This window comes from Shinella sp., from assembly GCF_035998705.1.
Taxonomy (GTDB): Bacteria; Pseudomonadota; Alphaproteobacteria; order Rhizobiales; family Rhizobiaceae; genus Shinella.
Genome location: NZ_DASYHH010000007.1, coordinates 136,181 through 157,112 on the forward strand (window position 1 = coordinate 136,181; position 20,932 = coordinate 157,112).

17 protein-coding genes, 1 pseudogene and 1 riboswitch are annotated in these 20,932 nt (G+C 65.3%); of the genes and pseudogenes, 10 read left to right on the forward strand and 8 right to left on the reverse strand.

The genetic code is table 11. The features are described from left to right. Positions 1 to 59: 59 nt before the first annotated feature. Entirely contained in the window at positions 60 to 1,331 is a 1,272-nt protein-coding gene (purD, locus tag VGN93_RS02300) for a phosphoribosylamine--glycine ligase (protein ID WP_327506181.1), read from the reverse strand. Between the two features lie 75 nt (positions 1,332 to 1,406). Then, on the reverse strand, positions 1,407 to 1,646 hold the full coding sequence (locus VGN93_RS02305; RefSeq protein WP_319310520.1) for a hypothetical protein: 240 nt from the start codon (positions 1,644 to 1,646) through the stop codon (positions 1,407 to 1,409). Between the two features lie 207 nt (positions 1,647 to 1,853). On the opposite strand from VGN93_RS02305, the gene VGN93_RS02310 reads away from it, so the two are divergent. Together VGN93_RS02310 and ubiA are read left to right on the forward strand one after the other, a co-directional pair. After that, positions 1,854 to 2,639 (forward strand): MipA/OmpV family protein, encoded by a 786-nt coding sequence (locus tag VGN93_RS02310; protein WP_327506278.1) that lies wholly within the window; start codon positions 1,854 to 1,856, stop codon positions 2,637 to 2,639. Positions 2,640 to 2,694: 55 nt separating this feature from the next. Continuing rightward, the gene (gene ubiA / locus VGN93_RS02315; protein ID WP_327506182.1) at positions 2,695 to 3,648 is read left to right on the forward strand and encodes a 4-hydroxybenzoate octaprenyltransferase; all 954 of its coding nucleotides are present in this window, start codon (positions 2,695 to 2,697) and stop codon (positions 3,646 to 3,648) included. A 3-nt stretch (positions 3,649 to 3,651) separates the two neighbouring features. Here ubiA and VGN93_RS02320 read toward each other — a convergent pair whose 3' ends face one another. After that, positions 3,652 to 3,822, reverse strand: coding sequence for a hypothetical protein (locus VGN93_RS02320; protein ID WP_319310522.1), 171 nt, complete (start codon positions 3,820 to 3,822; stop codon positions 3,652 to 3,654). A gap of 147 nt (positions 3,823 to 3,969) precedes the next feature. Next, the gene (locus VGN93_RS02325; protein ID WP_327506183.1) at positions 3,970 to 4,533 is read right to left on the reverse strand and encodes a DUF6101 family protein; all 564 of its coding nucleotides are present in this window, start codon (positions 4,531 to 4,533) and stop codon (positions 3,970 to 3,972) included. A 284-nt stretch (positions 4,534 to 4,817) separates the two neighbouring features. On the opposite strand from VGN93_RS02325, the gene VGN93_RS02330 reads away from it, so the two are divergent. After that, positions 4,818 to 7,397: a DUF1217 domain-containing protein gene (locus VGN93_RS02330; RefSeq protein WP_327506184.1), complete on the forward strand. Its 2,580-nt coding sequence runs from the start codon at positions 4,818 to 4,820 to the stop codon at positions 7,395 to 7,397. 181 nt (positions 7,398 to 7,578) lie between these two features. After that, positions 7,579 to 8,367, forward strand: a pseudogene (locus tag VGN93_RS02335) (SDR family NAD(P)-dependent oxidoreductase). 18 nt (positions 8,368 to 8,385) lie between these two features. Here the strand turns inward: VGN93_RS02335 and VGN93_RS02340 are convergent. Both VGN93_RS02340 and VGN93_RS02345 read right to left on the reverse strand, forming a co-directional pair. Then, positions 8,386 to 9,816 (reverse strand): FAD-binding oxidoreductase, encoded by a 1,431-nt coding sequence (locus tag VGN93_RS02340; RefSeq protein WP_327506185.1) that lies wholly within the window; start codon positions 9,814 to 9,816, stop codon positions 8,386 to 8,388. Between the two features lie 10 nt (positions 9,817 to 9,826). Next, the gene (locus VGN93_RS02345) at positions 9,827 to 10,801 is read right to left on the reverse strand and encodes an L-threonylcarbamoyladenylate synthase (RefSeq protein WP_327506186.1); all 975 of its coding nucleotides are present in this window, start codon (positions 10,799 to 10,801) and stop codon (positions 9,827 to 9,829) included. Between the two features lie 308 nt (positions 10,802 to 11,109). Here VGN93_RS02345 and VGN93_RS02350 point away from each other — a divergent pair, with 308 nt between their 5' ends. Next, positions 11,110 to 12,165: a GGDEF domain-containing protein gene (locus tag VGN93_RS02350; RefSeq protein WP_327506187.1), complete on the forward strand. Its 1,056-nt coding sequence runs from the start codon at positions 11,110 to 11,112 to the stop codon at positions 12,163 to 12,165. Here the strand turns inward: VGN93_RS02350 and VGN93_RS02355 are convergent. Beyond that, the gene (locus VGN93_RS02355; RefSeq protein WP_327506188.1) at positions 12,162 to 12,767 is read right to left on the reverse strand and encodes a DUF6656 family protein; all 606 of its coding nucleotides are present in this window, start codon (positions 12,765 to 12,767) and stop codon (positions 12,162 to 12,164) included. The two genes, VGN93_RS02350 and VGN93_RS02355, sit on opposite strands and share 4 nt — an antisense overlap. A 402-nt stretch (positions 12,768 to 13,169) precedes the next feature. Beyond that, positions 13,170 to 13,398: riboswitch (cobalamin riboswitch) on the forward strand. A gap of 108 nt (positions 13,399 to 13,506) precedes the next feature. Here VGN93_RS02355 and VGN93_RS02360 point away from each other — a divergent pair. Together VGN93_RS02360 and VGN93_RS02365 are read left to right on the forward strand one after the other, a co-directional pair. Continuing rightward, positions 13,507 to 14,751, forward strand: coding sequence for an aromatic ring-hydroxylating dioxygenase subunit alpha (locus VGN93_RS02360; RefSeq protein WP_327506189.1), 1,245 nt, complete (start codon positions 13,507 to 13,509; stop codon positions 14,749 to 14,751). Between the two features lies 1 nt (position 14,752). Then, on the forward strand, positions 14,753 to 15,850 hold the full coding sequence (locus VGN93_RS02365) for a hybrid-cluster NAD(P)-dependent oxidoreductase (RefSeq protein ID WP_327506190.1): 1,098 nt from the start codon (positions 14,753 to 14,755) through the stop codon (positions 15,848 to 15,850). Positions 15,851 to 16,051: 201 nt separating this feature from the next. Here the strand turns inward: VGN93_RS02365 and VGN93_RS02370 are convergent, their stop codons facing one another. Beyond that, complete coding sequence (locus tag VGN93_RS02370; RefSeq protein ID WP_327506191.1) at positions 16,052 to 17,146, reverse strand: glycoside hydrolase family 25 protein; 1,095 nt, start codon at positions 17,144 to 17,146, stop codon at positions 16,052 to 16,054. A 242-nt stretch (positions 17,147 to 17,388) separates the two neighbouring features. Between VGN93_RS02370 and VGN93_RS02375 the strand changes: the two genes are divergently transcribed. From VGN93_RS02375 to VGN93_RS02385, 3 genes are all read left to right on the forward strand, one after another. Beyond that, positions 17,389 to 17,964, forward strand: coding sequence for a BA14K family protein (locus VGN93_RS02375; RefSeq protein WP_414713996.1), 576 nt, complete (start codon positions 17,389 to 17,391; stop codon positions 17,962 to 17,964). A 160-nt stretch (positions 17,965 to 18,124) separates the two neighbouring features. Beyond that, a complete protein-coding gene (locus VGN93_RS02380; protein ID WP_327506193.1) occupies positions 18,125 to 19,897 on the forward strand; it encodes an acyl-CoA dehydrogenase in 1,773 nt (590 codons plus the stop codon). A gap of 217 nt (positions 19,898 to 20,114) precedes the next feature. Further along, the gene (locus tag VGN93_RS02385; RefSeq protein ID WP_327506194.1) at positions 20,115 to 20,870 is read left to right on the forward strand and encodes a crotonase/enoyl-CoA hydratase family protein; all 756 of its coding nucleotides are present in this window, start codon (positions 20,115 to 20,117) and stop codon (positions 20,868 to 20,870) included. The last annotated feature ends 62 nt before the right edge of the window (positions 20,871 to 20,932 follow it).

The following is a 20,932-nucleotide window of genomic DNA, read 5'->3' on the forward strand; positions in this document are numbered from 1 at the left end:
CGGTCCCGTCAGGGGAAATGGTAAACTTTGAACGATCACGCGTTTTTTGTCGGCCGGATTCAGCCGTTTTCGCGCTCGACGGCACGCCAGCCGATGTCGCGGCGGCAGAAGCCGTTTTGCCATTCGACCCGGTCGAGCGCCTGGTAGGCCGCCTTTTGCGCCTCGGCGACACTCGGTGCGACGGCCGTGACATTGAGCACGCGTCCGCCGGTCGCGACGAGCTGGCCGTCCTTCAGGCCTGTGCCGGCATGAAACACCTTCGTCGCCGCGTCGTCGGCCGGCAGCGAGAGGATCGGCGTGTTCTTCTCATAGGCGCCAGGATACCCCTTCGAGGCCATGACGACGGTGAGCGCCGGGGCATCGCGCCAGCCGGCGGAAACCGTGTCGAGCCGGCCGGTCGCGGCCGCATGCAGGATGGGCAGGAAGTCGCTTTCGAGCCGCATCATCAGCACCTGGCATTCCGGATCGCCGAAACGCACATTGTATTCGATGAGTTCGGGACCCTTCGCGGTGATCATCAATCCGGCGAAGAGCACGCCCTGGAACGCATGGCCATCCGCCGCCATGCCGCGGATCGTCGGCTCGATGATCTCCTGCATGGTGCGCGCGACCATGTCGGGCGTCATGACGGGGGCCGGCGAATAGGCGCCCATGCCGCCGGTGTTCGGGCCGGTGTCGCCGTCGCCGACGCGCTTGTGGTCTTGGGCGGAGGCGAGCGGCAGCGCGTTCACGCCATCGCACAGGCAGAAGAAGCTCGCCTCCTCGCCATCGAGGAAGGCTTCCACCACGACTTCCGCGCCCGCCGCGCCGAACGCGCCGTCAAAGCAGTCGGCAACGGCCGCGAGCGCCTCGTCGAGCGTCATGGCGACGGTCACGCCCTTGCCGGCGGCAAGCCCGTCGGCCTTGATGACGATCGGCGCGCCCTCAGCCTCGACATAGGCCTTGGCGGAAGCGGCATCGGTGAAACGCTGATAGGCGCCGGTCGGGATGTCGTATTTGGCGCAGAGATCCTTGGTGAAGCCCTTGGAGCCTTCGAGCTGCGCCGCGGCGGCCGAGGGGCCGAACACGTCGATACCTGCGGCACGCAACACGTCGGCAATGCCCGCGACGAGCGGTGCTTCCGGTCCGACCACCACGAAGGTCACGCCGTTTTCCTTGCAGAAGGCGGCGACGGCGGCGTGGTCGTCGATGTCGAGGGGAACGAGCGTCGCGCATTCGGCGATGCCGGGATTGCCGGGGGCGGCATAGAGCGTGGTGAGGAGGGGGGATTGCGCAAGCTTCCAGGCCAGCGCGTGCTCGCGTCCGCCCGATCCGATCAACAGAACCTTCATGCCCATACCCTCGATCCGTCCTTGGTTGTTGGCGGGTTAAGGGGATGGGGCTGAAAGGTCAAGGGTTGCGCGGCGTCAGAGCGTGGCCGCACCCTGTTCCGGCGCGCTGCGGCCGAGATTTTCGAGCTCCGTGTCGATCAGGTGCACGTCCTCGTACCAGCCGTCATCCTCCACCATCGCGCTTTCGCTGGCGGCGCGTTGCAGGGCGCGGGCCTCGGTGCGCAGCTTTTCCAGCCGTTCGATCTTCTCCTTGCGCGAAAGCCCCTCGTCGGTGCGGATTGCCTGCAACTTCAGTTCCATCGTGCTGACGGTCATCGGGAAACTCCTGGTTTCGGACTTGGGTTTCATCCCGCAGAAAACGCAGACTGGGGCGAATCGTTCCTGTGGGGCCGACCCGGCGGATGGTTAGCGAAACGGTAATGAAAGACGGCTAATGTTGACGCAATCAAAGGTTTCGGCGGCCCGCGGCGGGCCAGCCGGTGAAGCGAGGATTGTGTTTTGAGTATCCGTGTTTCGACCGCAATGACTGCAGCCGCTCTCCTTTTTGCGCCCGTTTCCGCCCTTGCCGGCGATGGCGGCTATTTCTGGTCCGGCGATTGGTATCTGAAGGTCGGCGCTGCCGGCTTTGCCGCGCCGCGTTACGAGGGCGCGAAAAAATACCTGTTCCAGGTCACGCCGATGATCTCGCTCGGCAAGGCCGGCAGCACGGTGCGTTTCTCCTCGCGCAACGACAATCCGTCCTTCGCGCTGATCGACAATGGCCGTTTTCGTGCCGGCGCCACCGGCAAGCTCATCATGCCGCGCGACGACGACGATTCGAAGGATCTGCGCGGGTTGACGCCGGTGAAGTTCGGCGGCGAACTCGGCGGTTTCGCCGAAGCCTATCCGACGGACTGGCTGCGCGTGCGCGGCGAAGTGCGCCACGGCATCCGCAGCCATGACGGCATCGTCGCCGATATCGCGGCCGACGCCTTCGTCGACGTGCGGCCGGACGTGCGCGTTTCCGCGGGTCCCCGCGTGACGCTCGCCTCGAACGACTACATGGACACCTATTACGGCGTGAACCGCAACCAGGTCGCCAAATCCGGCCTTGCCGCCTACGATCCGGACGGCGGCATCCATTCGGTCGGCGCGGGTGCGGCGATCACCTGGCAGGTCAACGAGAAGATCGAGACGAGCGCCTTTGCCGAATACAAGCGCCTCGTCGGCGACGCGGCCAAGTCCAGCCTGGTCAAACAGCGCGGCGACCGCGACCAGTTGCTGATCGGCCTTTCGGCCACCTACCGCTTCGATTTCACGGTGCCTTGAGCGCTGCGGCACCGCGCCGGCTTGACCGGCGCGGTGCCGCTTGCGATTGAGGGACATGATCAGCTCTCCGTCCGATTCCGGCCGCGTCGCCGATGCGCCGTCCAGAAACTGGGTCTACCGCGTGTTGCCGCGCGGTGCCTGGCCCTATGCGCAATTGGCGCGCTGGGACCGGCCGATCGGCTGGCAGCTGCTGCTGCTGCCCTGCCTCTGGTCGACGGCTTTAGCGGCCAATGTCTCGGCGGCGATCGGCACGTTCGATACGATGCGCTTCGTCACGCAGATCTTCCTGTTCTTCGTCGGCGCCGTCGCGATGCGCGGCGCCGGCTGCACCTATAACGACCTCGTCGACCACGAGATCGACCAGGCCGTCGCCCGCACCCGCTCGCGCCCGCTGCCGTCCGGCCGCGTCACGCGCCGGCAGGCGAAGATCTTCATGGGCCTGCAGGCGCTCGTCGGCCTCCTCGTGCTGCTGCAATTCAATCTCTTCACCATCGGGCTCGGTGTCGCCTCGCTCGCCGTCGTCGCGATCTATCCGTTTGCCAAGCGCTTTACCGACTGGCCGCAATTCTTCCTCGGCATGGCCTTCTCCTGGGGGGCGCTGATGGGCTGGGCGGCGGAATTCGCGGAAGTGTCGAGCGCCTCCGTCACGCTCTATATCGCCGCCATCGCATGGACGATCGGCTATGACACGATCTACGCCCACCAGGACAAGGAAGACGACGCGCTGATCGGCGTGCGCTCCACCGCGCGCCTGTTCGGCGAGCGCACGGCGCAGTGGCTGATCGGCCTCTACGGCCTGACCGTCGTGCTGGTCGCGCTGTCCTTCTGGTTCGCCGGCGTCGGCCTCGTCGCCTGGCTCGGCCTCGCCATCGCGGCCCTCATGCTCGCCTGGCAGATCGCCACCCTCGATATCGACGACCCGGAACAGTGCCTGGCACTCTTCAGGTTCAACGGCATCGTCGGCCTCTGCCTCTTCCTCGCCCTGACGATCGCGATCCCCTTCGCCTGAGCTTCAGCGGTGCCGCGGGCTGCGGGCGCCGGTCTGCGGACGGTCTTCCAGGCGGCGCAGCATGGAGGGGTGCGGGGCGATCTCGAAGCCGCGGCGGGGCGGGCGGGCGCGTTCGGTGGTGGTGGTCTCGACGGTGCGGATGCGGCCGAGGAGGGTGGTGATGAACTTTGCCATGGCGATCTGTCCCTTGCTTCGCGTTGTTGACGCTGTTTCCCACGCCGCGGGCGTGAAAAGTGTTCCTGGGGGAACAGGCAAGAGCACATGAAAAAGCCGGCCGCAGGGGACGGCCGGCTTCTCGGAGGTCATTTTTTCACCGCAGGCTCAACTCCGGGCGGTGATCTCCCGGCCGTTGATCTTCATCTGCACGCCGAGCTTGCCGGTCGTGCGGCGCACGAGGAAGCGCGGGCGGCGGTCGGCAAAGAAGGAGTGGCGGCGGCGCGGTTTTGCCGGGCGGTTGCCGACCGTCAGGTTGTCGTCGAGCGGCCGGGCGATGCCGTCGGCCTCGACCATCAGCATGGGAATGCGATAGGCGTCCGCCCAGCTGCGCCAGTCGGCGGCGATATCGCAGAGATCGTGCGCCACCAGCAGCGGGATGCAGAGGTCCGGGTCGTCATGGTGCAGTTCGAGGGTGACGGTGACCTGGCCGTTGCCGTGGTCGATGGCGCGGGCGGCCACACCCTTGAAGGCGCGGGGCGGCAGGGCTATCGAGAGCGGCAGGCCGCTCGACGGCAGCACCTTGCGCATCACGGCGCCGCGTTCGTCGAGCGTGATCGTGGCGTCGGTTCCCTCGGTGCGCAGCTCGAATGTCACCTGCTGCGGGAAGCGCTTGGGATCGAGCCGGAGCGTGGTGCCGGCCCAGGCCGGCTTGGAAACGGTATTCAGCATGTCTTTCGCCCTTGTTTTCCTTGAGAGCCGGTGTCCGGTCTTCTCATCGGGACTTTTCGTCCTCTGAGGGCGAGAATAGGCGCGGCCCCTTCCGAGCCGCTTAAAAATCGCGGTTAAGAAAACTTTGCAGTTCCTGATGGTTAGCAAAACTCCACGGGCTAGGGTTTAGGAGAGGTGAACGCGGGCACACCGATATGTGCCGCCCCGTCGACAGGCCGGGACAAGCCTCGCGCGCGAAAGTGGCATCTGATCGGCCTGCCCGCGCCCGCAAAAGAGAGCTTTCGATGCTGTCCACCTATACGAGTTACAACCTCATCACGCGCGACATGCTGACGTCGCTGGACCGCACGGCGAACGAAACGGTCAATGCGCGCGACACGGCCTATTACAAGGAGACGATCGGCAAGGTCACCTCGGTGGACGAGTTCCTCGACGATTACCGGCTCTATACCTATGCCATGAAAGCCCACGGCCTGGAGGAGATGAGCTACGCCAAGGCCTTCATGCGCAAGGTCCTGGAAAGCGACCTGTCGGACGCCAACAGCTTCGTCAACCTCTTGACGGACGAACGCTACCGCACCTTCGCCAACGCCTTCAGCTTCGAGGCCTCGACGGCCGCCACGGCCCAGACCGAAGTGCAGCTCGACGAGATCATCGGCCTCTATTCGTCGACCGCCGCCAATGCCGGCACGGCGATCAAGGAGGAGACGCGCTACTACAATGCCGTCATCGACAGCGTGACGAGCGTCGACCAGCTGCTGAACAACGACCGCCTGCGCAACTACATGCTGACCGCCTTCGGCATCAACGCGGATACCTATTCGCGCCAGACGATCCGCAACGTGCTGACGAGCGACCTCGACGACCCGAACAGCTTCTTCAACACCCAGTTCGGCGGCCGGGCGGCGGATGCCCTGGCGGCCCGCCAGGCGGCGAGCGACGCGCTGGAGCCGCTGGAACTGCGCGAGAGCCATCTGAAGCGCATCACCAAGCTGCAAACCGACATTCCCGCCATGCAGACGCGCATCACCGCGCTGGAAGCCGAGATCGCCACGCTCTCCACCAATCCCAACGGCCTGCCGGCGGCGGAGCTGGAGGAAATCATCGACGGCAAGCGGGCGGAGATCACGCTGTTCCAGACCCGGCGGGCGGAATACCAGACGGAGCTGGCGGACAAGCAGGTCGCCGTCGCCGATCTCGACGCGGTGCTCGTTCCGCGCGCGCAGGCGGCGGCGCGCATCGCCGCGCTGAAGGCGGAGATCGCCAGCCAGAACGGTGTGCTTGCCAATGTCGACAAATACCAGGTGCTCGCCTACGCCTATAATTTCGAGGCGGACGGCACGGCGGTGGCAGGCACCGTGCAGACCGACGCCCAGAAGGCCAGCACGAAGGAACTCTACACGCTCTCCAACCCGCGCGTGACGACGGCGGCGGCGCTGATCCACCGGGACTATTTCGAAAGCCGGATCGGCAGCATCACCACGGCCGACGAGATCGCCAACGACCCGCGCCTGGTCGCCTATCTCAAGGTCGCCTTCGGGCTCGACAAGCCGGCCGTCACCAACCTGACGATCCGCAACATCATCGAGAGCGATCCGGACCCGGACAACCCCACGAGCTACATCAACCTGTTCGGCGGTGCCGACAAGGAACAGTACCAGGCCTTGCGCGCCGCCTTCAACTTCCAAGAGGACGGCACGCTTGCGCCCGGCGATCCGCCGCAGACGGCCGCGCAGACCACGACGACCGCCAACAGTTACATGATCCGCTACAACGACGTCGACGACGAGGCGGACGAGCTCGCGATCAACCGCTTCAAGAGCCAGATCGGCGCGGTGAAGACCGTGCAGGATTTTGTCGGCGAAGCGACGATCTACGACTTCGCGTTGAAAGCCTTCGGCCTCGATCCGGCCAAGGTGACGCCGCTGACGATCAAGAACGTGCTGAAAAGCGACCTCAACGATCCGAGGAGCTATGTGTACCAGCTGAAGGACGAGCGCTACGTCGAACTCGCCAAGGCGTTCAATTTCGGGTCGGACGGCAACATCACCGTGCCGAAGCTGGCACAATCCGAGGCCGAGATCCTGGTGATGTCGCGCGCCTATGTGGTGGAGAAATCCCGTTTCGGCACGAAGGACGACCGCACGCTCGCCGAGGAGGAGGCGAAATATTACTCCGTGCAGATGCAGAAGGTGGAATCGGTCAAGGAATTCCTCGCCGATCCGCGCCTCGTCGCCTTCGTGCTCACGGCCAACGGCATCGATCCGGAAAGCGTCGACGCCGAGTTCATGGCAAAGATCTTCACCTCCGACCTCGACGACCCGAAGAGCTTCGTCAACCAGCAGGCCGATCGCGACTACCGCAAGCTCGTCGCCTCGTTCAACTTCAATGCCGAAGGCCTGGTCGAGCGTCCGGACGACGCGCAGATCCAGTCGCGCCGCGGCATCTACGAGACGCTCGACAGCTATGTGCGCCAGAAACTGGAAGAGGAGGCCGGCAACGACAATGCCGGCGTGCGCCTGGCGCTCTATTTCGAGCGCAAGGCGGCAACCATCTCCAGCCCCTACGACATGCTCGCCGACGACGCGCTGTTCCAGGTATTCAAGACGATCTACCAGCTGCCGGACGAGATCGGCAGCGCCGATATCGATGCCCAGGCCAGCATGATCGAGCGCTATCTCAAGCTTGAGGACCTGCAGGACCCGGAGAAGGTTTCCAAGATGATCGTCAAGTTCGCCGTTCTCTACGATCTCGACAACCAGACCACCGTCGATCCGGCGCTGTCCGTGCTGAACGGCTCCGGCTCCGCCGGCATCAGCGCCGACCTGATGATGTCGCTGGCGCAATTGCGCACCGGCGGCTGATCCTTCATGCCGCGGTATGTGTGGCGCCGCGCCACACCGCCTGTGGCGTGTGCCACACATGCCATGGGTGGCCGCGTCGCCGTTTACGGCGTAACTTATTGATTATCCTCAATCAGAGAAAAATGGCACGGCCTTTGCTCTTCTCCATCCGACCCCGCGAGGGTTCAACAGGGAGGAAGCCATGTCCAACAGCGTCAAAGATCGTTCCATCATCGTAACGGGGGCCGGTCGCGGTATCGGTGAATCGATTGCCCGCGGCCTTGCCGGCGCCGGCGCCAGATTGACGATCGCCGATATCAACGAAGAGAGTGCCAGAAGCGTTGCCGAGAGCATCACCAGCGCGGGCGGAACGGCGATCGGCGTTGCCGTCGACGTGGTCGATCGCGCCAGCGTCAAGGCGATGATCGAGGCCACTGTCGCCGCCCATGGCCGTCTCGACGTCATGTTCAACAATGCCGGCATCGCGCAGGTGCGGCAATTTCTCGACATCACCGAAAACGACTGGCATCGCGTCATGGACGTCAACGGGCTTGGCGTGCTGATCGGCATTCAGGAGGCGGTGAAGTAATTCATCCGCCAGGGCGGCGGCGGCAAGATCGTCAATACCGCATCGATCGCCGGCAAGCAGGGCTATGAGCCGCTCGCGCACTACAGTGCCAGCAAGTTCGCCGTCGTGGCGCTGACCCAGGCGGCGGCCCGGGCCTTCGGTGCCCACAAGATAAATGTCAACGCGATCTGCCCCGGCGTGGTCGCGACCGACATGTGGAAGCTCATCGACAAGGGCTTCAAGGATGAAGGCCTGACCAGCCGCGAGAACGAAGCCTTCGAGAACTTTTCCTCCGGCATCCTGCTTGGCCGGTCGTCGGCGGCGGATGACCTGATCGGTATTTCCCAGTTTCTCGCGTCATCGGGTTCGGACTATGTCACCGGCCAATCGATCGTCGTCGATGGCGGCATGGTCCTGGTCTGACGGGCGCGACCCACGCGCTCAGACAGTGACGACCTTGCCGGGATTCATGATGCCGGCGGGGTCGAAGGACCGCTTCACCCGCCGCATCAGGTCCATCTCGATCGGCTCGCGCACGGCGGCCAGTTCGTCCCGCTTCAGCTGGCCGATGCCGTGTTCGGCGGAAATCGAGCCATTGTAGGAGAGCACGATGCCGTGCACGAGATGGTTGATCTCGCTCCAGCGGTCGAGGAAGGCCTGCTTGTCGGCGCCGACGGGCTGCGAGATGTTGTAGTGGATGTTGCCGTCGCCCATATGGCCGAAGGAGCAGATGCGCGCGCCCGGAATGGCCGCCATCACCGCCGCGTCCGCCTCGGCCATGAAGGCCGGAATGGCCGAGACCGGCACGGAGACGTCGTGCTTGATCGAGCCGCCCTCGGGCTTTTGCGCCGGCGACATGCTTTCGCGCATATGCCAGAGCGCCCGGCGCTGCTCCTCGCTCGAGGCGATCACCGCATCCTCCACCAGCCCCGCCTCGATGCCTTCGGCCAGCAGCGCCTCCATCATGCGCGTCGCCGTTTCCGCGGCGTCCGAGGTCGAGATGTCGACCAGCACATACCAGTCGTGCGGGGTGGCGAGCGGATCACGCACGCCGGGAATGTTGCGCGTGGTGAACTCGACGCCGAGACGCGGCATCAGTTCGAAGCCGGTGAGGGCATGGCCGCAGCGGCTGGAGGCGCGTTCGAAGAGGGTGAGCGCGTCAGTGACCGATTTCACCCCCGCAAAGGCCACCTCATGGCCGAGCGGTCGCGGAAACAGTTTGAGAACCGCCCCCGTGATGACGCCGAGCGTGCCTTCCGCGCCGATGAAGAGATCGCGCAGGTCGTAACCCGTATTGTCCTTCTTGAGGCGGCGCAGCCCGTTCCAGACCTCGCCGGTCGGCAGCACGACTTCCAGCCCGAGGCAGAGCTGGCGCATGTTGCCATAGGCAAGTACCGCGGTGCCGCCGGCATTGGTGGAAAGGTTGCCGCCGATCTGGCAGGAGCCTTCCGACCCGAGCGACAGCGGAAACAGCCGGTCGACCGCCTCGGCGGCCTTCTGGATGTCCGCCAGCACCGCGCCGCCATCGGCGACGATGACATTGCCGACCGGGTCGACATCGCGGATGCGGTTGAGGCGCGACAGCGACAGCACGATATCGGCTTCGCCCTCGCGCGGCGCGGCACCGCCGACATGGCCGGTATTGCCGCCCTGCGGCACGATCGCCGCGCGTGTCTCGGTCGCGAGCGCCAGGATAGCGGAGACCTCGGCGACCGAACCGGGGCGCAGCACCAGCGGCGACGTGCCGTGATAGAGCCCGCGGCTTTCGACGAGATAGGGCGCGATGTCGCCCTCTTCGACAAGCGCGTAGGCCGGGCCGGTGATGGCGGCGAAGCGGGCGACGAGATCGGGGGAAAGCTTTGCCTGGACCATCGTGTTTCCTTTATCCGCGGGGTGCGGCGGCGCGCTGCAAACGGTCGTTGATCGCCTCGCCGAGGCCGGTCGAGGGGATCGGCGAAAAGGCGATGGCGGCAGCGCCCGTCGCATCCGCCTGTTTCATATAGCCGAAGAGATTGGCGGCCGCTTCCGCAAGATCGCCATTGGGGCTCAGATCCAGCACAAGCGCCGCATCGGCCTCGCCGGGCAGCGGCGTGCCGCCGAAACGGATCAGCACTTCACCCGGCCGCACGTCGCGGGCATCGAGCCGCACGGGTGCATCGGGCGCATAATGCGAGGCGAGCATGCCCGGCGCCTCGATCGTCGCGCCGGCCTTGTCGTTGCGCAGCACCGGGCGGCCGGTAATGCGTTCGACCTCGGCGGCATCGAGCCCGCCGGGCCGGAGCAGCCGGATCGTCTCGCCCTCGACCTTGAGGATGGTGGATTCGAGCCCGACAACGGCAGGCCCCGCATCCAGCACCAGCTCCAGCTTCGCGCCAAAATCCTCGGCGACGTGGCGCGCGGTGGTCGGGCTGATGCGGCCGGACGTGTTGGCGCTGGGGGCCGCGAGCGGCCGGCCGAAGGCGGCGAGCAGCCGGCTGGAAAAACCCGTCGGCACGCGGATGCCGACCGTGTCCAGCCCGGCGCGGGCGAGCGGATGGATGGCGCTGTCCGGCCGGATCGGCAGCACCAGCGTCAGCGGACCGGGCCAGAAGGCCTCGGCGAGCTGCCGCGACAGCGGATCGAAGACCGCGTGTTCTTCCGCCATGGCTAGATCGGCCATGTGGCAGATGAGCGGATTGAAACGCGGCCGGCCCTTCATTTCATAGATGCGGGTGATGGCGAGCGCATTGGTGGCGTCGGCGGCGAGGCCGTAGACCGTCTCGGTGGGAATGGCGACCGGCACGCCGCGGCCGAGCACCTCGCACGCGCGGGCAAGCGCTGCCTCCGGTTCCGTCCGCGTATCCACGATATCTGCCATCTCGCCCTTCCGTCGCTTCCGGCCTCCTTTACCGCCCTTTGCCGGGAAATGCCAAGGGCCGGCGGTGCGGGTTTGCCCCTCACCCTAACCCTCTCCCCGCAAGCGGGGAGAGGGGACTTGCCCCACGGACGGGTATTGGCTGGGAAAAGACAGGGCGGCATATCCCCTTCGCCCCGCTTGCGGGGAGAAGGTGGCCGGCAGGCCGGATGAGGGGCGGTTTGCCTAAAATGCGAGCGACCCGATTAGAGCGACTGAAAGCGGAGGTTGTTACAAGGAGATGAAACGTCCCGCACACAGGTCCCGTATTGATGGCTCACAAGAAATCCTCGACGACCGATATCGCGCTCCGCGTCGCAACGGCCATGAAGCAGATGGGCATCGATGGCCTGCCGCGCAATTACGAGCTGGTCTACGAGGCCTATGCCGGCGCCAACCCGGACCTGGTGCGCGATTTCATCGCGCTCGGCAAATACAAGACGCAGGCAGCCCTCGACGAGCTCGGCCGAAAATACCTGCCGCACCAGCACGAGGCGAGCGTGCTGCAACGCTCCGCCGGCGCGATCAGCAGCGAGATGGGCAATTTCATGGAGCTGCTCACTCAGGAGCGCTCGTCGCTGTCCGACTACGGCCGCCTGATCGGCGAGGCCTCGCAGGTCATCCGCAGCGCGGCGGGCGAGGGCGCGCTCGGCTCGTCGCTCGAAGCCCTGCAGCGGGCGACCGAGCTGCGCGTCACCCACACGGCGGAAATGGCGGAAAAGGTCGCCGCGCAATCGGCCGTCATGGACGGCATCCAGAAGGAGATGGCGGAGTTCGAGGCGATGAAATTCGTCGATCCGCCGACCAAGCTCGGCAACCGCCGCGCCTTCAACAAGGCGATTGCCCGCATCTATGCCAATCCGGACCTGCCGATGCTCTGCGGCGTCGCGGTCGCCGAGGTCGATGCCGACCGCCGCTTTTCGCCCGCCCAGATCGAAGCCCTGTCGGAGCATCTCGTGAGCTTCTACGGCGGGCTGATCCGCCAGGTCTTCCCGGCCGGAGAGCTCGCCGTGCGCATCGATGGGCTGCGCTTCGGCTTCCTGTTCCACACCGCCGACGAAAGCGAGGTGACGCGGCTGATCGATCTCCTGCGCGCAGCCTTCCAGACGATCGCGCTGCGCGATCCGCGCACGGGCCGCAATCTCGGCCACCTGACGCTCTCGGCCGGTGTCTGCATGTCGGACCGCGCCGACAGCGCACTCGACCTGTCGTCCGCCTGCGAGCGGGCGCTTGCGGAGGCGAAGGGCGCGGGCGGCGATCTCGTGGTCGTCTACGGACGCGGCGACGAAGTGCCGGCGGGCAAGGAATGGCTGCTTTATAGGGCTTAGATCGCGCGGATGATCTTGCGCAGCGCCTCGTCGCGGGCGCCGAGCATCAGCACGTTCTTCATGGCGAGGGCAGGATCGTCCGTGCGAAAAATCACGCCGTTGCCGCGCACCTTGCGGTCGATCCGCAAGCGGCCTTCCTCCTCGCCCGGCACGATGGCGACGGCGAAATACATGCGGCCCGGCTTCTGCGAAATGCCGGCGAAGAACTGCTCCTCGTCACCGATGTCGGAGAAGAAGTTCGCCATGTAGAAGGCCCATTGCACGCTCTCGAATTCGGCAAAGCGCGAATTGGCGACCGTGATGTGGCAATAGCCGAGATGCGGCGTGTGGGCGAGCGTGCGGTGGAAGATCAGTTTGGGGAACTGGATCGACCGGTGGAAGCCGTTGATGCGGTCATGCGTGACGCTGCCCGCCCGTTCCAGCTTGCGTCCGGTGCGGTCGGCGACCTCCTGGTAGGTGAGGTAACGCTTCTCGCTCGGCAACCAGTCGAGGTTGCGATCGATGCGGCCGGTGCGCAGGAATTCCGTGTGCACGGCGGATTTCGGCGGGTTCGCGCGCTTGTAGGCGACGGCGTCGTAATATCGGAACTTCGTCTGCTGCACGTGGCGAGCACCCCATCTAAGAGCAATTCCAGCAAAAGTGCGTAGCGGTTTTGCGTCCGGAATTGCGTACAAACGAGGAGAAAGAGCGTTTTCGCGATTCGAAGATAAGCGGAAATGCTCTCGCGCCTTGATCGCGGGGAAGTTTATGCAAACGACGTTAAACAATCCTTTCCGGCCCGCTCCCCATTCCTCGCAGGCACATGCGGCGGGTCGCAATATGACAAGAGCATGATCGTAGGCAGCAAACTGCCGAGGGGATGGGCACACTGCCGCAAAGCTAGGCATATCACCCTGACATATATGCAGAAATCTCCGCACCCCGCTTTTTAACCGCGCGACAATCCTGTCGCCAAATCATGACGACATGTCGTTTTCCGACATGTCGTGCGGCGATACTTGCGGTTAGATAAGCACACTCAAGGTGCCACGCCCCGAAAGGAGCCTGGAGAATTGGGAAGCCGGTTGAAATCCGGCGCTGCCCCCGCAACGGTGTTGGAGCAAGACGCGGCATACGTCACTGGACGGGAGGTCTGGGAAGGCGCCGCGACGGTTCGAAGGGAAATGACCCGACAAGGTCATGCCCCGAAGAACGCTCCTCAGCCCGGAAACCAGCCTGGAGAAACGATCGTGACTGGCTGCGGCGGGCGGCCGGGATGCGTGCATTCCCGGCGCCCTGCTGCCTGGATGCCGTCTCCTTCCGCGCGCCTTGGCCCCAATTCAGATTTTCCGAGGATCCGGCATGGACATTCGCAGCGACGTGCTCCGCAAGCTCAAGAACCGGCGCGATGGCTACAGCCTCGAGCAGGCCTTCTACATTGACCCCGACCATTACAAGCTCGACATGGAGACGATCTGGTATCGCGACTGGCTGTTCATCGGCCATGATTGCGAGATCCCCAAGGCCGGCAACTATTTCACCGTCCAGGTCGGCGATTATCCCGTGGTCGTCACGCGCGACCGCACGGGCACCGTGCGCGCGCTGCACAATTCCTGTCGCCACCGCGGCTCGCGCGTCTGCAACCAGCAGAAGGGAACGTCGGCAAAGCTCGTCTGTCCCTATCACCAGTGGACCTACGAGCTCGACGGCTCGCTGCTCTTCGCCCGCCACATGGCGGAGGACTTCGACAAGACGCAGCACAGCCTGAAGCCAATCCACTGCGAGACCGTCGGCGGCTACATCTTCATCTGCCTGGCCGACCAGGCCCCGGATTTCTCCGCCTTCCGCAATCTGGTCGAGCCCTATCTCGCGCGCCATCGCCTCGGCGAAACCAAGGTCGCCTTCGAAAGCACGATCATCGAGAAGGGCAACTGGAAGCTCGTCTGGGAAAACAACCGCGAGTGCTACCACTGCGCCGCCAACCATCCGGAACTCTGCCGCACCTATCCGGAAGCCCCCAGCGCCACCGGCGTGCAGGGCGCAAAGGACGATCCGGTCATCGCCGGGCACTGGGCGAAGTGCGAGGCGGCGGGCCTGCCGAGCGAGTTCCGCATGTCGCCGACCGGCCAGTTCCGCGCCGCGCGCATGCCGCTGATCCAGGATGCCGAGAGCTACACCATGTCCGGCGCGCGCGCCGTCCAGCGCCCGCTGTCGAGCGACGTGCTGGAAAGCCATATCGGCACGCTCTTGCTCTTCCACTATCCGACGACGTGGAACCATGTGCTGGCCGACCACGCCATCACCTTCCGCGTCATCCCGCTCGGCCCCGAGCTGACGCAGGTCACCACCAAGTGGCTCGTCAACAAGGATGCGGTGGAAGGCATCGACTACCGTCTCGACGAGCTCACCCATGTCTGGACCGAGACAAACGACCAGGACCGCAAGATCGTCGAGGAAAACGCCTTCGGCATCCGCTCGCCCGCCTACCAGCCCGGCCCCTATTCGCCGGAGGACGAGGGCGGCGTCATGCAGTTCGTCGAATGGTATGCCAACTTCATGATCGAACGGCTCGACGGCGCCAAGAAGCCGCTCTCGCGGGTGGCCTGACATGACGGTCGCGAGCCATTTCCACCATTTCGACGAACTCCATCCGTGGAACGATCGCCAGCACCTGCTGGAATGCATCGCCGTCACGGCGGAGACGACGGATGTGATGACCTTCACCTTCCGCTCGGATCGCGACAACTGGTTCCGCTACTTGCCGGGCCAGTTCGTCACGCTGGAGCTGCCGGTGGCGCCGGACGATCCGGTGATGCGCACCTATACGCTGTCCTCGACGCCCTCGCGCCCCTTCGCCGTCTCCGTGACGGTGAAGGTGCAGAAGAACTCGATCGGCACGCGCTGGATGTTCGACAACCTGCGCCCCGGCGTGAAGCTCAAGGCCTTCGGCCCGCTCGGCGATTTTTCCTTCGTGCGCTATCCGGCGGAAAAATACCTGTTCATCTCGGCCGGCTCCGGCGTGACGCCGATGATGTCGATGACGCGCTGGATGTCGGATTGCGCGCCGCAGTCGGATGTCGCCTTCGTCACCTGCGCACGCAAGCCGGAGGACCTGTTGTTCAAGGCGGAGCTCGAATGTCTCGCCGCCCAGATGCCGAACCTCGCGCTCGGCTTCGTCGTCGAGGGGCACAATCCGCGCGACGGCTGGCATGGCCTGCGCGGCCGCATCGATGCCGCCCGCCTCTCGCTGCTCGCCCCCGATTTCCGCGACCGCACCGTCTTCTGCTGCGGCCCGGAACCTTTTATGCGCGGCGTGCGGGACATGTTGAAGGTCTGTGGCTTCAACATGGAGCGCTACCACGAGGAAAGTTTCCAGCCGGCCGCGGCACCGGCCCCCGAAGAGCTCGCCATTCGCGGCGGTGCGGGCGAGGTGGATGCGGAGGCGATCTCGACCGTCACCTTCACCATGGCCGGCAAGGACGCCAAATGCCCGCCCGGCCAGACCATCCTGCAAACGGCTCGCGCGGCCGGCGTGCGCATCGGCGCGGCCTGCGAGGGCGGCCTCTGCGGCACCTGCCGGGTCATGAAGGTCTCCGGCGAAGTCGATATGCGCCACAACGGCGGCATCCTCGACGACGAAATCGAGGAAGGCTACATCCTCGCCTGCTGCTCGCGCCCGATCGGGGATGTGTCGATCGAGGCGTGAGGCGGAGGGGCGATAGACCCCCCTCTGCCCTGCCGGGCATCTCCCCCTCAAGGGGGGAGATTGGATGGAGCAGGCGTTTCGCCCAAAATAAAGGGTGCCTTTGACGCGATGTCCTTGCCTCTTGCCGATCTCCCCCCTTGAGGGGGAGATGCCCGGCAGGGCAGAGGGGGGTGTCAAGCACGCGAGCTGAGTGCGGGTCTCTCAAAAATCCTGATAATTCAGCGGCGTCACGTCGACCACCCGCTGCCCAAGCGCCGCAGTCGCGGCACCCTTGGCGGCGAGGCCGGCGCGGACTTCGGCTGTCACCGTCACCGGGAATAACGCCGTCGTGCCGGAGGCGAGCGTGATGGCGCCGGTCGTCTGTGCCTCGGCGCCGATGGAGGCCGCGGCTTCGACGGTCGCCTTCAGCGCGCCGCCGGTGGGGATGGAGGCGGTGAGCATCTCGTCGACCGGCTCGAAGGGTTTTTCCGGCACGAGGCCGCCGAAGGCCCAGGCCTTGCCGAGTGCGGCCTTGTCCATCGGCGCGACGTTGACGTCGATGTCGTTGAGCGCGCCCTTCACGCGGTAGGGGCAGCGGCGCTTCGAGCAGTTGACGCCGGCGGAGAACTGCCAGAGCGCATAATTGTCCCAGTTGCCCATCGGGAAGGCGCCCTCGATGCCCGGCTTGTAGCGGGCATACCAGAGCGGCAGGCGCGACAGGATGCGGTATTCGTCGCGGTGCGCGGCGATGTAGCGTGCCGTCGAATGGTTGGTGTAGAGCACCGGATAGCGGCCCGTGCGCGTCTTGATATGGCCGGCAAAGACCTGCGCATCCGCAAGCGACATATAGGTGTCCGGATCGATGCCCTCGATATCCAGCACCATCATCTCGTCGTCCTGCGGATTGGCATAGTCGAGGAAATGGTTGGCCTGGTCGACCGGGTTGCCCGGTCGCGCAAGGTGATAGGCGCCCCAGAGCAGGCCCTTCGAGCGCGCGAGCAGCCGGCGGGTCTCGTAGAGTTCGCGGCTCACTGCATATTTGCGCCACATGGTCTTGCAGTGCGCCACCGTGTCGCCGCTGTGCTCGCCCTTGCAGCTGTAGCTTTCCGGCAGGCCGTCGGAAGCCTTGGAAATGAAGCCGGCGATGCGCTTGTCGGACAGCATTTCCGACCAATCGATCTCGTTCAGCTCATAAGCGTCGATGACGATGGCGTTTTCCGGCTTTCTCCACGGTTCCACATCGACCGCGCGCGCCGAAAAGGGCAGGGCCGCCAGCAGGATAAGGGCCGCCAGGCCGGAAAGATGCTTCGGGTTCATGGACGCTCCTGTTCGAATCCCGCGCCGGATCAAGCGGGCATGGTGAACGAGACATGGTTAACGGAGCGCTAATCCGCCCAAGGTTCCAGAACAAGGCTCCCGAATTTGTGACGAACAGAGCCATTGAAACGCGCGCCGGAAGACCGCATATGGAACGAAAGGGACTCTCGTGCGTTTCGCGTTCAAATTGCCGTTCGAGCAAATGCTGAAGGGCACGCCTAGGGAGAATTGTCATGAAATTTATCAGTAAAGTCCTTGCGATGGCGATGTCGGCGCTTTTCGCCGCCACGCCGGTCGTGCCGGCCAACGCCATGCCGCTTCCCGTCGCCAAGATCCAGACGACTGCGACCGAAGGTGGCACCTCGGTGCAGCTCGTGCGCGATCACAATCGCCGGATCTGGCGGCGCGGCGGTTACGATCGCGGCTCGCGCAGCACCTGGCGCGCCGAGCGCTTCGATCGCGGCCGCAACTGGAACAACGACCGCCGCTACTACCGTGACAGCCGCCGCTGGCGCGGCCGGGATCGCGATGTCGGCTGGCGTGGCGACCGTGGCTATCGCAGTGGCTGGTATCGTGGCCACCGCGGCTACCGCTACCAGCGCGATGGTTACCGCTACCACAATGGCTTCTGGTTCCCGCTCGCCGCATTCGGCGTCGGCACGATCGTCGGCGGCGCTATCGCCAACGATCGCGGCTATGTCGGCGGTGGTTCGCATGTGAACTGGTGCGCAAACCGCTACCGTTCGTATCGCGCTTACGACAACACCTACCAGCCCTATGGCGGCCCGCGTCGCCAGTGCATCTCGCCCTATAGATAAGGGTTGATTTCAAAGTGCCGGACGGTCCCCCCGGCACATAAGGCAGGCTGACCGGTCTAACCACCGGCCGGCCTGTTTCCGTTTGGGATCGCTTCGGAAAGTTGACGTTTACGTAAAAATCAATAATCTGCCCGCCAGCACGTCGTGGAGGAGGATAGACATGTACAAGGCGCCGGTCGAGGAGATTGCGTTCACGCTGAAACATGTGGCGGGGCTGACGCCTGCGCTGGAAGGCGGCCATCTCGGCGATCTCACGGACGACCTCGTCGATGCCATCCTTTCCGAAGCCGGCCGGTTCGCCACCGAGGAAGTGGCCCCGCTCGCCGAAATCGGCGACAGGCAGGGCGCGCGCTTTGCCGACGGCGCGGTGAAAATGCCCGACGGCTGGCCGGCGCTCTACAAGGCCTGGGCGGAAGGCGGCTGGAACGCGCTGACGGCATCGCCGGATTTCGGCGGGCAGGGGCTGCCGCACATGCTGCATGTCGCGGCGCTCGAAATGTGGAACAGCGGTTCCATGGCCTTCGCGATCGGCCCGACGCTGACGATGGGTGCGATCGAGGCGCTGACGGTGCACGGTTCCGACCACCTGAAATCCACCTATCTGCCGAAAATGGTCTCGGGCGAATGGATGGGCTCGATGAACCTGACCGAGCCCCATGCCGGCTCGGACCTCGGCGTCATGAAGACCCGCGCCGAACGCCGCGACGACGGCACCTACCGCCTGTTCGGCCAGAAGATCTTCATCACCTATGGCGAACACGATTTTACCGACAATATCGTGCATCTCGTGCTCGCCCGCCTGCCGGATGCGCCGGCGGGCACGCGCGGCATCTCGCTCTTCCTCGTGCCGAAATTCCTCGTCAACGAGGACGGTTCGCTCGGCCCCCGCAACGATGCCTATTGCCATTCGATCGAACACAAACTCGGCATCCACGCCTCGCCGACCTGCACGATGATCTACGGCGACGGCCGCTTCGGCGAGGAGGCCGGCGCGATCGGCTGGCTGGTGGGCGAGGAAAACCGCGGCCTCGCCTGCATGTTCACCATGATGAACAATGCCCGGCTCGCCGTTGGCATGCAGGGCGTGGCGATCGCCGAGGCCGCGACGCAGAAGGCGGTTGCCTATGCGAAGGATCGCACCCAGGGCAAGGCGCCCGGCTGGCAGGGAATTGGCATGAGCCCCATCATCGAACATCCGGATGTCGCCCGCATGCTCCTGACCATGAAGGTGCTGACCCAGGGTGCCCGCGCCATCACCTATGCCTGCGCCCACGCCGTCGACAGGGCGCATGGCGAGGAGGCCAGACACTGGAGCGAGCGCGCCAGCCTGCTCACCCCCATTGCCAAGAGTTTCGCCACCGATGCCGGCGTCGATGTTTCCTCGCTCGGCGTGCAGGTGCATGGCGGCATGGGCTTCATCGAGGAGACGGGTGCCGCCCGCCTGTTCCGCGACGCCCGCATCGCGCCGATCTACGAGGGCACCAACGGCATCCAGGCAATCGACCTCGTCACGCGCAAACTGCCGCTGTCGGACGGCGCCCAGGTGCGCGGCTTCATCGCCGAACTGCGCGACATCGCCGCTAGGGCCGGCGCCGCCAACACGCCGGCGCTCGGTGAAACCGGCGTCCGTCTGGAGACCAGCATCGCCGACCTCGAAGCCGCCACCGAATGGCTGCTCGCGACACTCGCGGACGGAAAGCAAGCCGAAGCGCTCGCCGGCGCCACGCCCTACCAGCGCCTCTTCGGCCTCGTCCTGACCGGCGCCTACCTCGCCAAGGGCGCACTCGCCGACGGCGGCGACGGCCGCAACGCAGAGCGCGCCGCGCTTTGCCGCTTCGCCGCCGAGAACATCATCGGCGAGACGGCGGCCTTGCGGGATCGCGTGATGTCGGGTGCCGCGAGCCTTGCGGCGGCGCGGGCGGTTCTGGGCTGAGACAGTCGCGACCCCCCTCTGCCCTGCCGGGCATCTCCCCCTCAAGGGGGGAGATCGGCAAGAGGCGGGAACTGAGTTCTAGAAGCGCCCTTCGCGATGGACGCGCAACGGTGCTCCATCCAATCTCCCCCCTTGAGGGGGAGATGCCCGGCAGGGCAGAGGGGGGTGCCACCACGCCCGAAAACCGCACGGACATCATTCGAAAGAAGAGGACACTATGACCGACCAAATCCTGATCGAACGCCCGGAAAACGCCCCCGGCGTCATGGTGATCCGCTTCAACCGCCCCGACAAGAAGAACGCCATCACGCGCGCCATGTACCAGGCGATGACCGATGCGTTGAAGGCCGGTGACGCGGACGAGGCGGTGCGGGCGACCGTCTTCCTCGGCAGCGAGGGCTGTTTTTCCGCCGGCAACGACCTCAATGACTTCATGACCTTCGCCATGGGCGGTACGATGGGCCGGGAAGTCATCGACTTCCTGCATGCGCTCGCCGCCCACGGCAAGCCGCTGGTGTCCGGCGTCGATGGCCTGGCGATCGGCATCGGCACGACGATCCACCTGCATTGCGACCTGACCTATGCCTCGATCCGCACGGAGTTCCGAACGCCCTTCGTCGATCTGGCACTGGTGCCGGAGGCGGCCTCCAGCCTGCTCGCTCCGCGCCTGATGGGCCACCAGCGCGCCTTCGCGCTGCTCGCCGCGGGCGACGGCTTTTCCGCCACCGCCGCGCGGGATGCCGGCCTCATCTACGCCGTCGTCGAGCCCGGCCTGGTGGAGGAGCACGCGCTTGCCGCCGCAGCGCGCCTTGCCGCCAAGCCGTCGAAGGCGCTCGCGATCGCCCGGGGCCTCATCCGCGGCGAGCGTGGCGAGGTGGCGGCACGCATCGACGAGGAGGCGGGGCATTTCGCGGCGCAGCTGAAAAGCCCGGAAGCCCGCGCCGCCTTCGAGGCCTTCATGGCGCGCCGCTAGAGTTTGTCGGGGAAAAGTGGGAACCGGTTTTCCCGAAAAGACCTGGATGGAGGATCACGTGC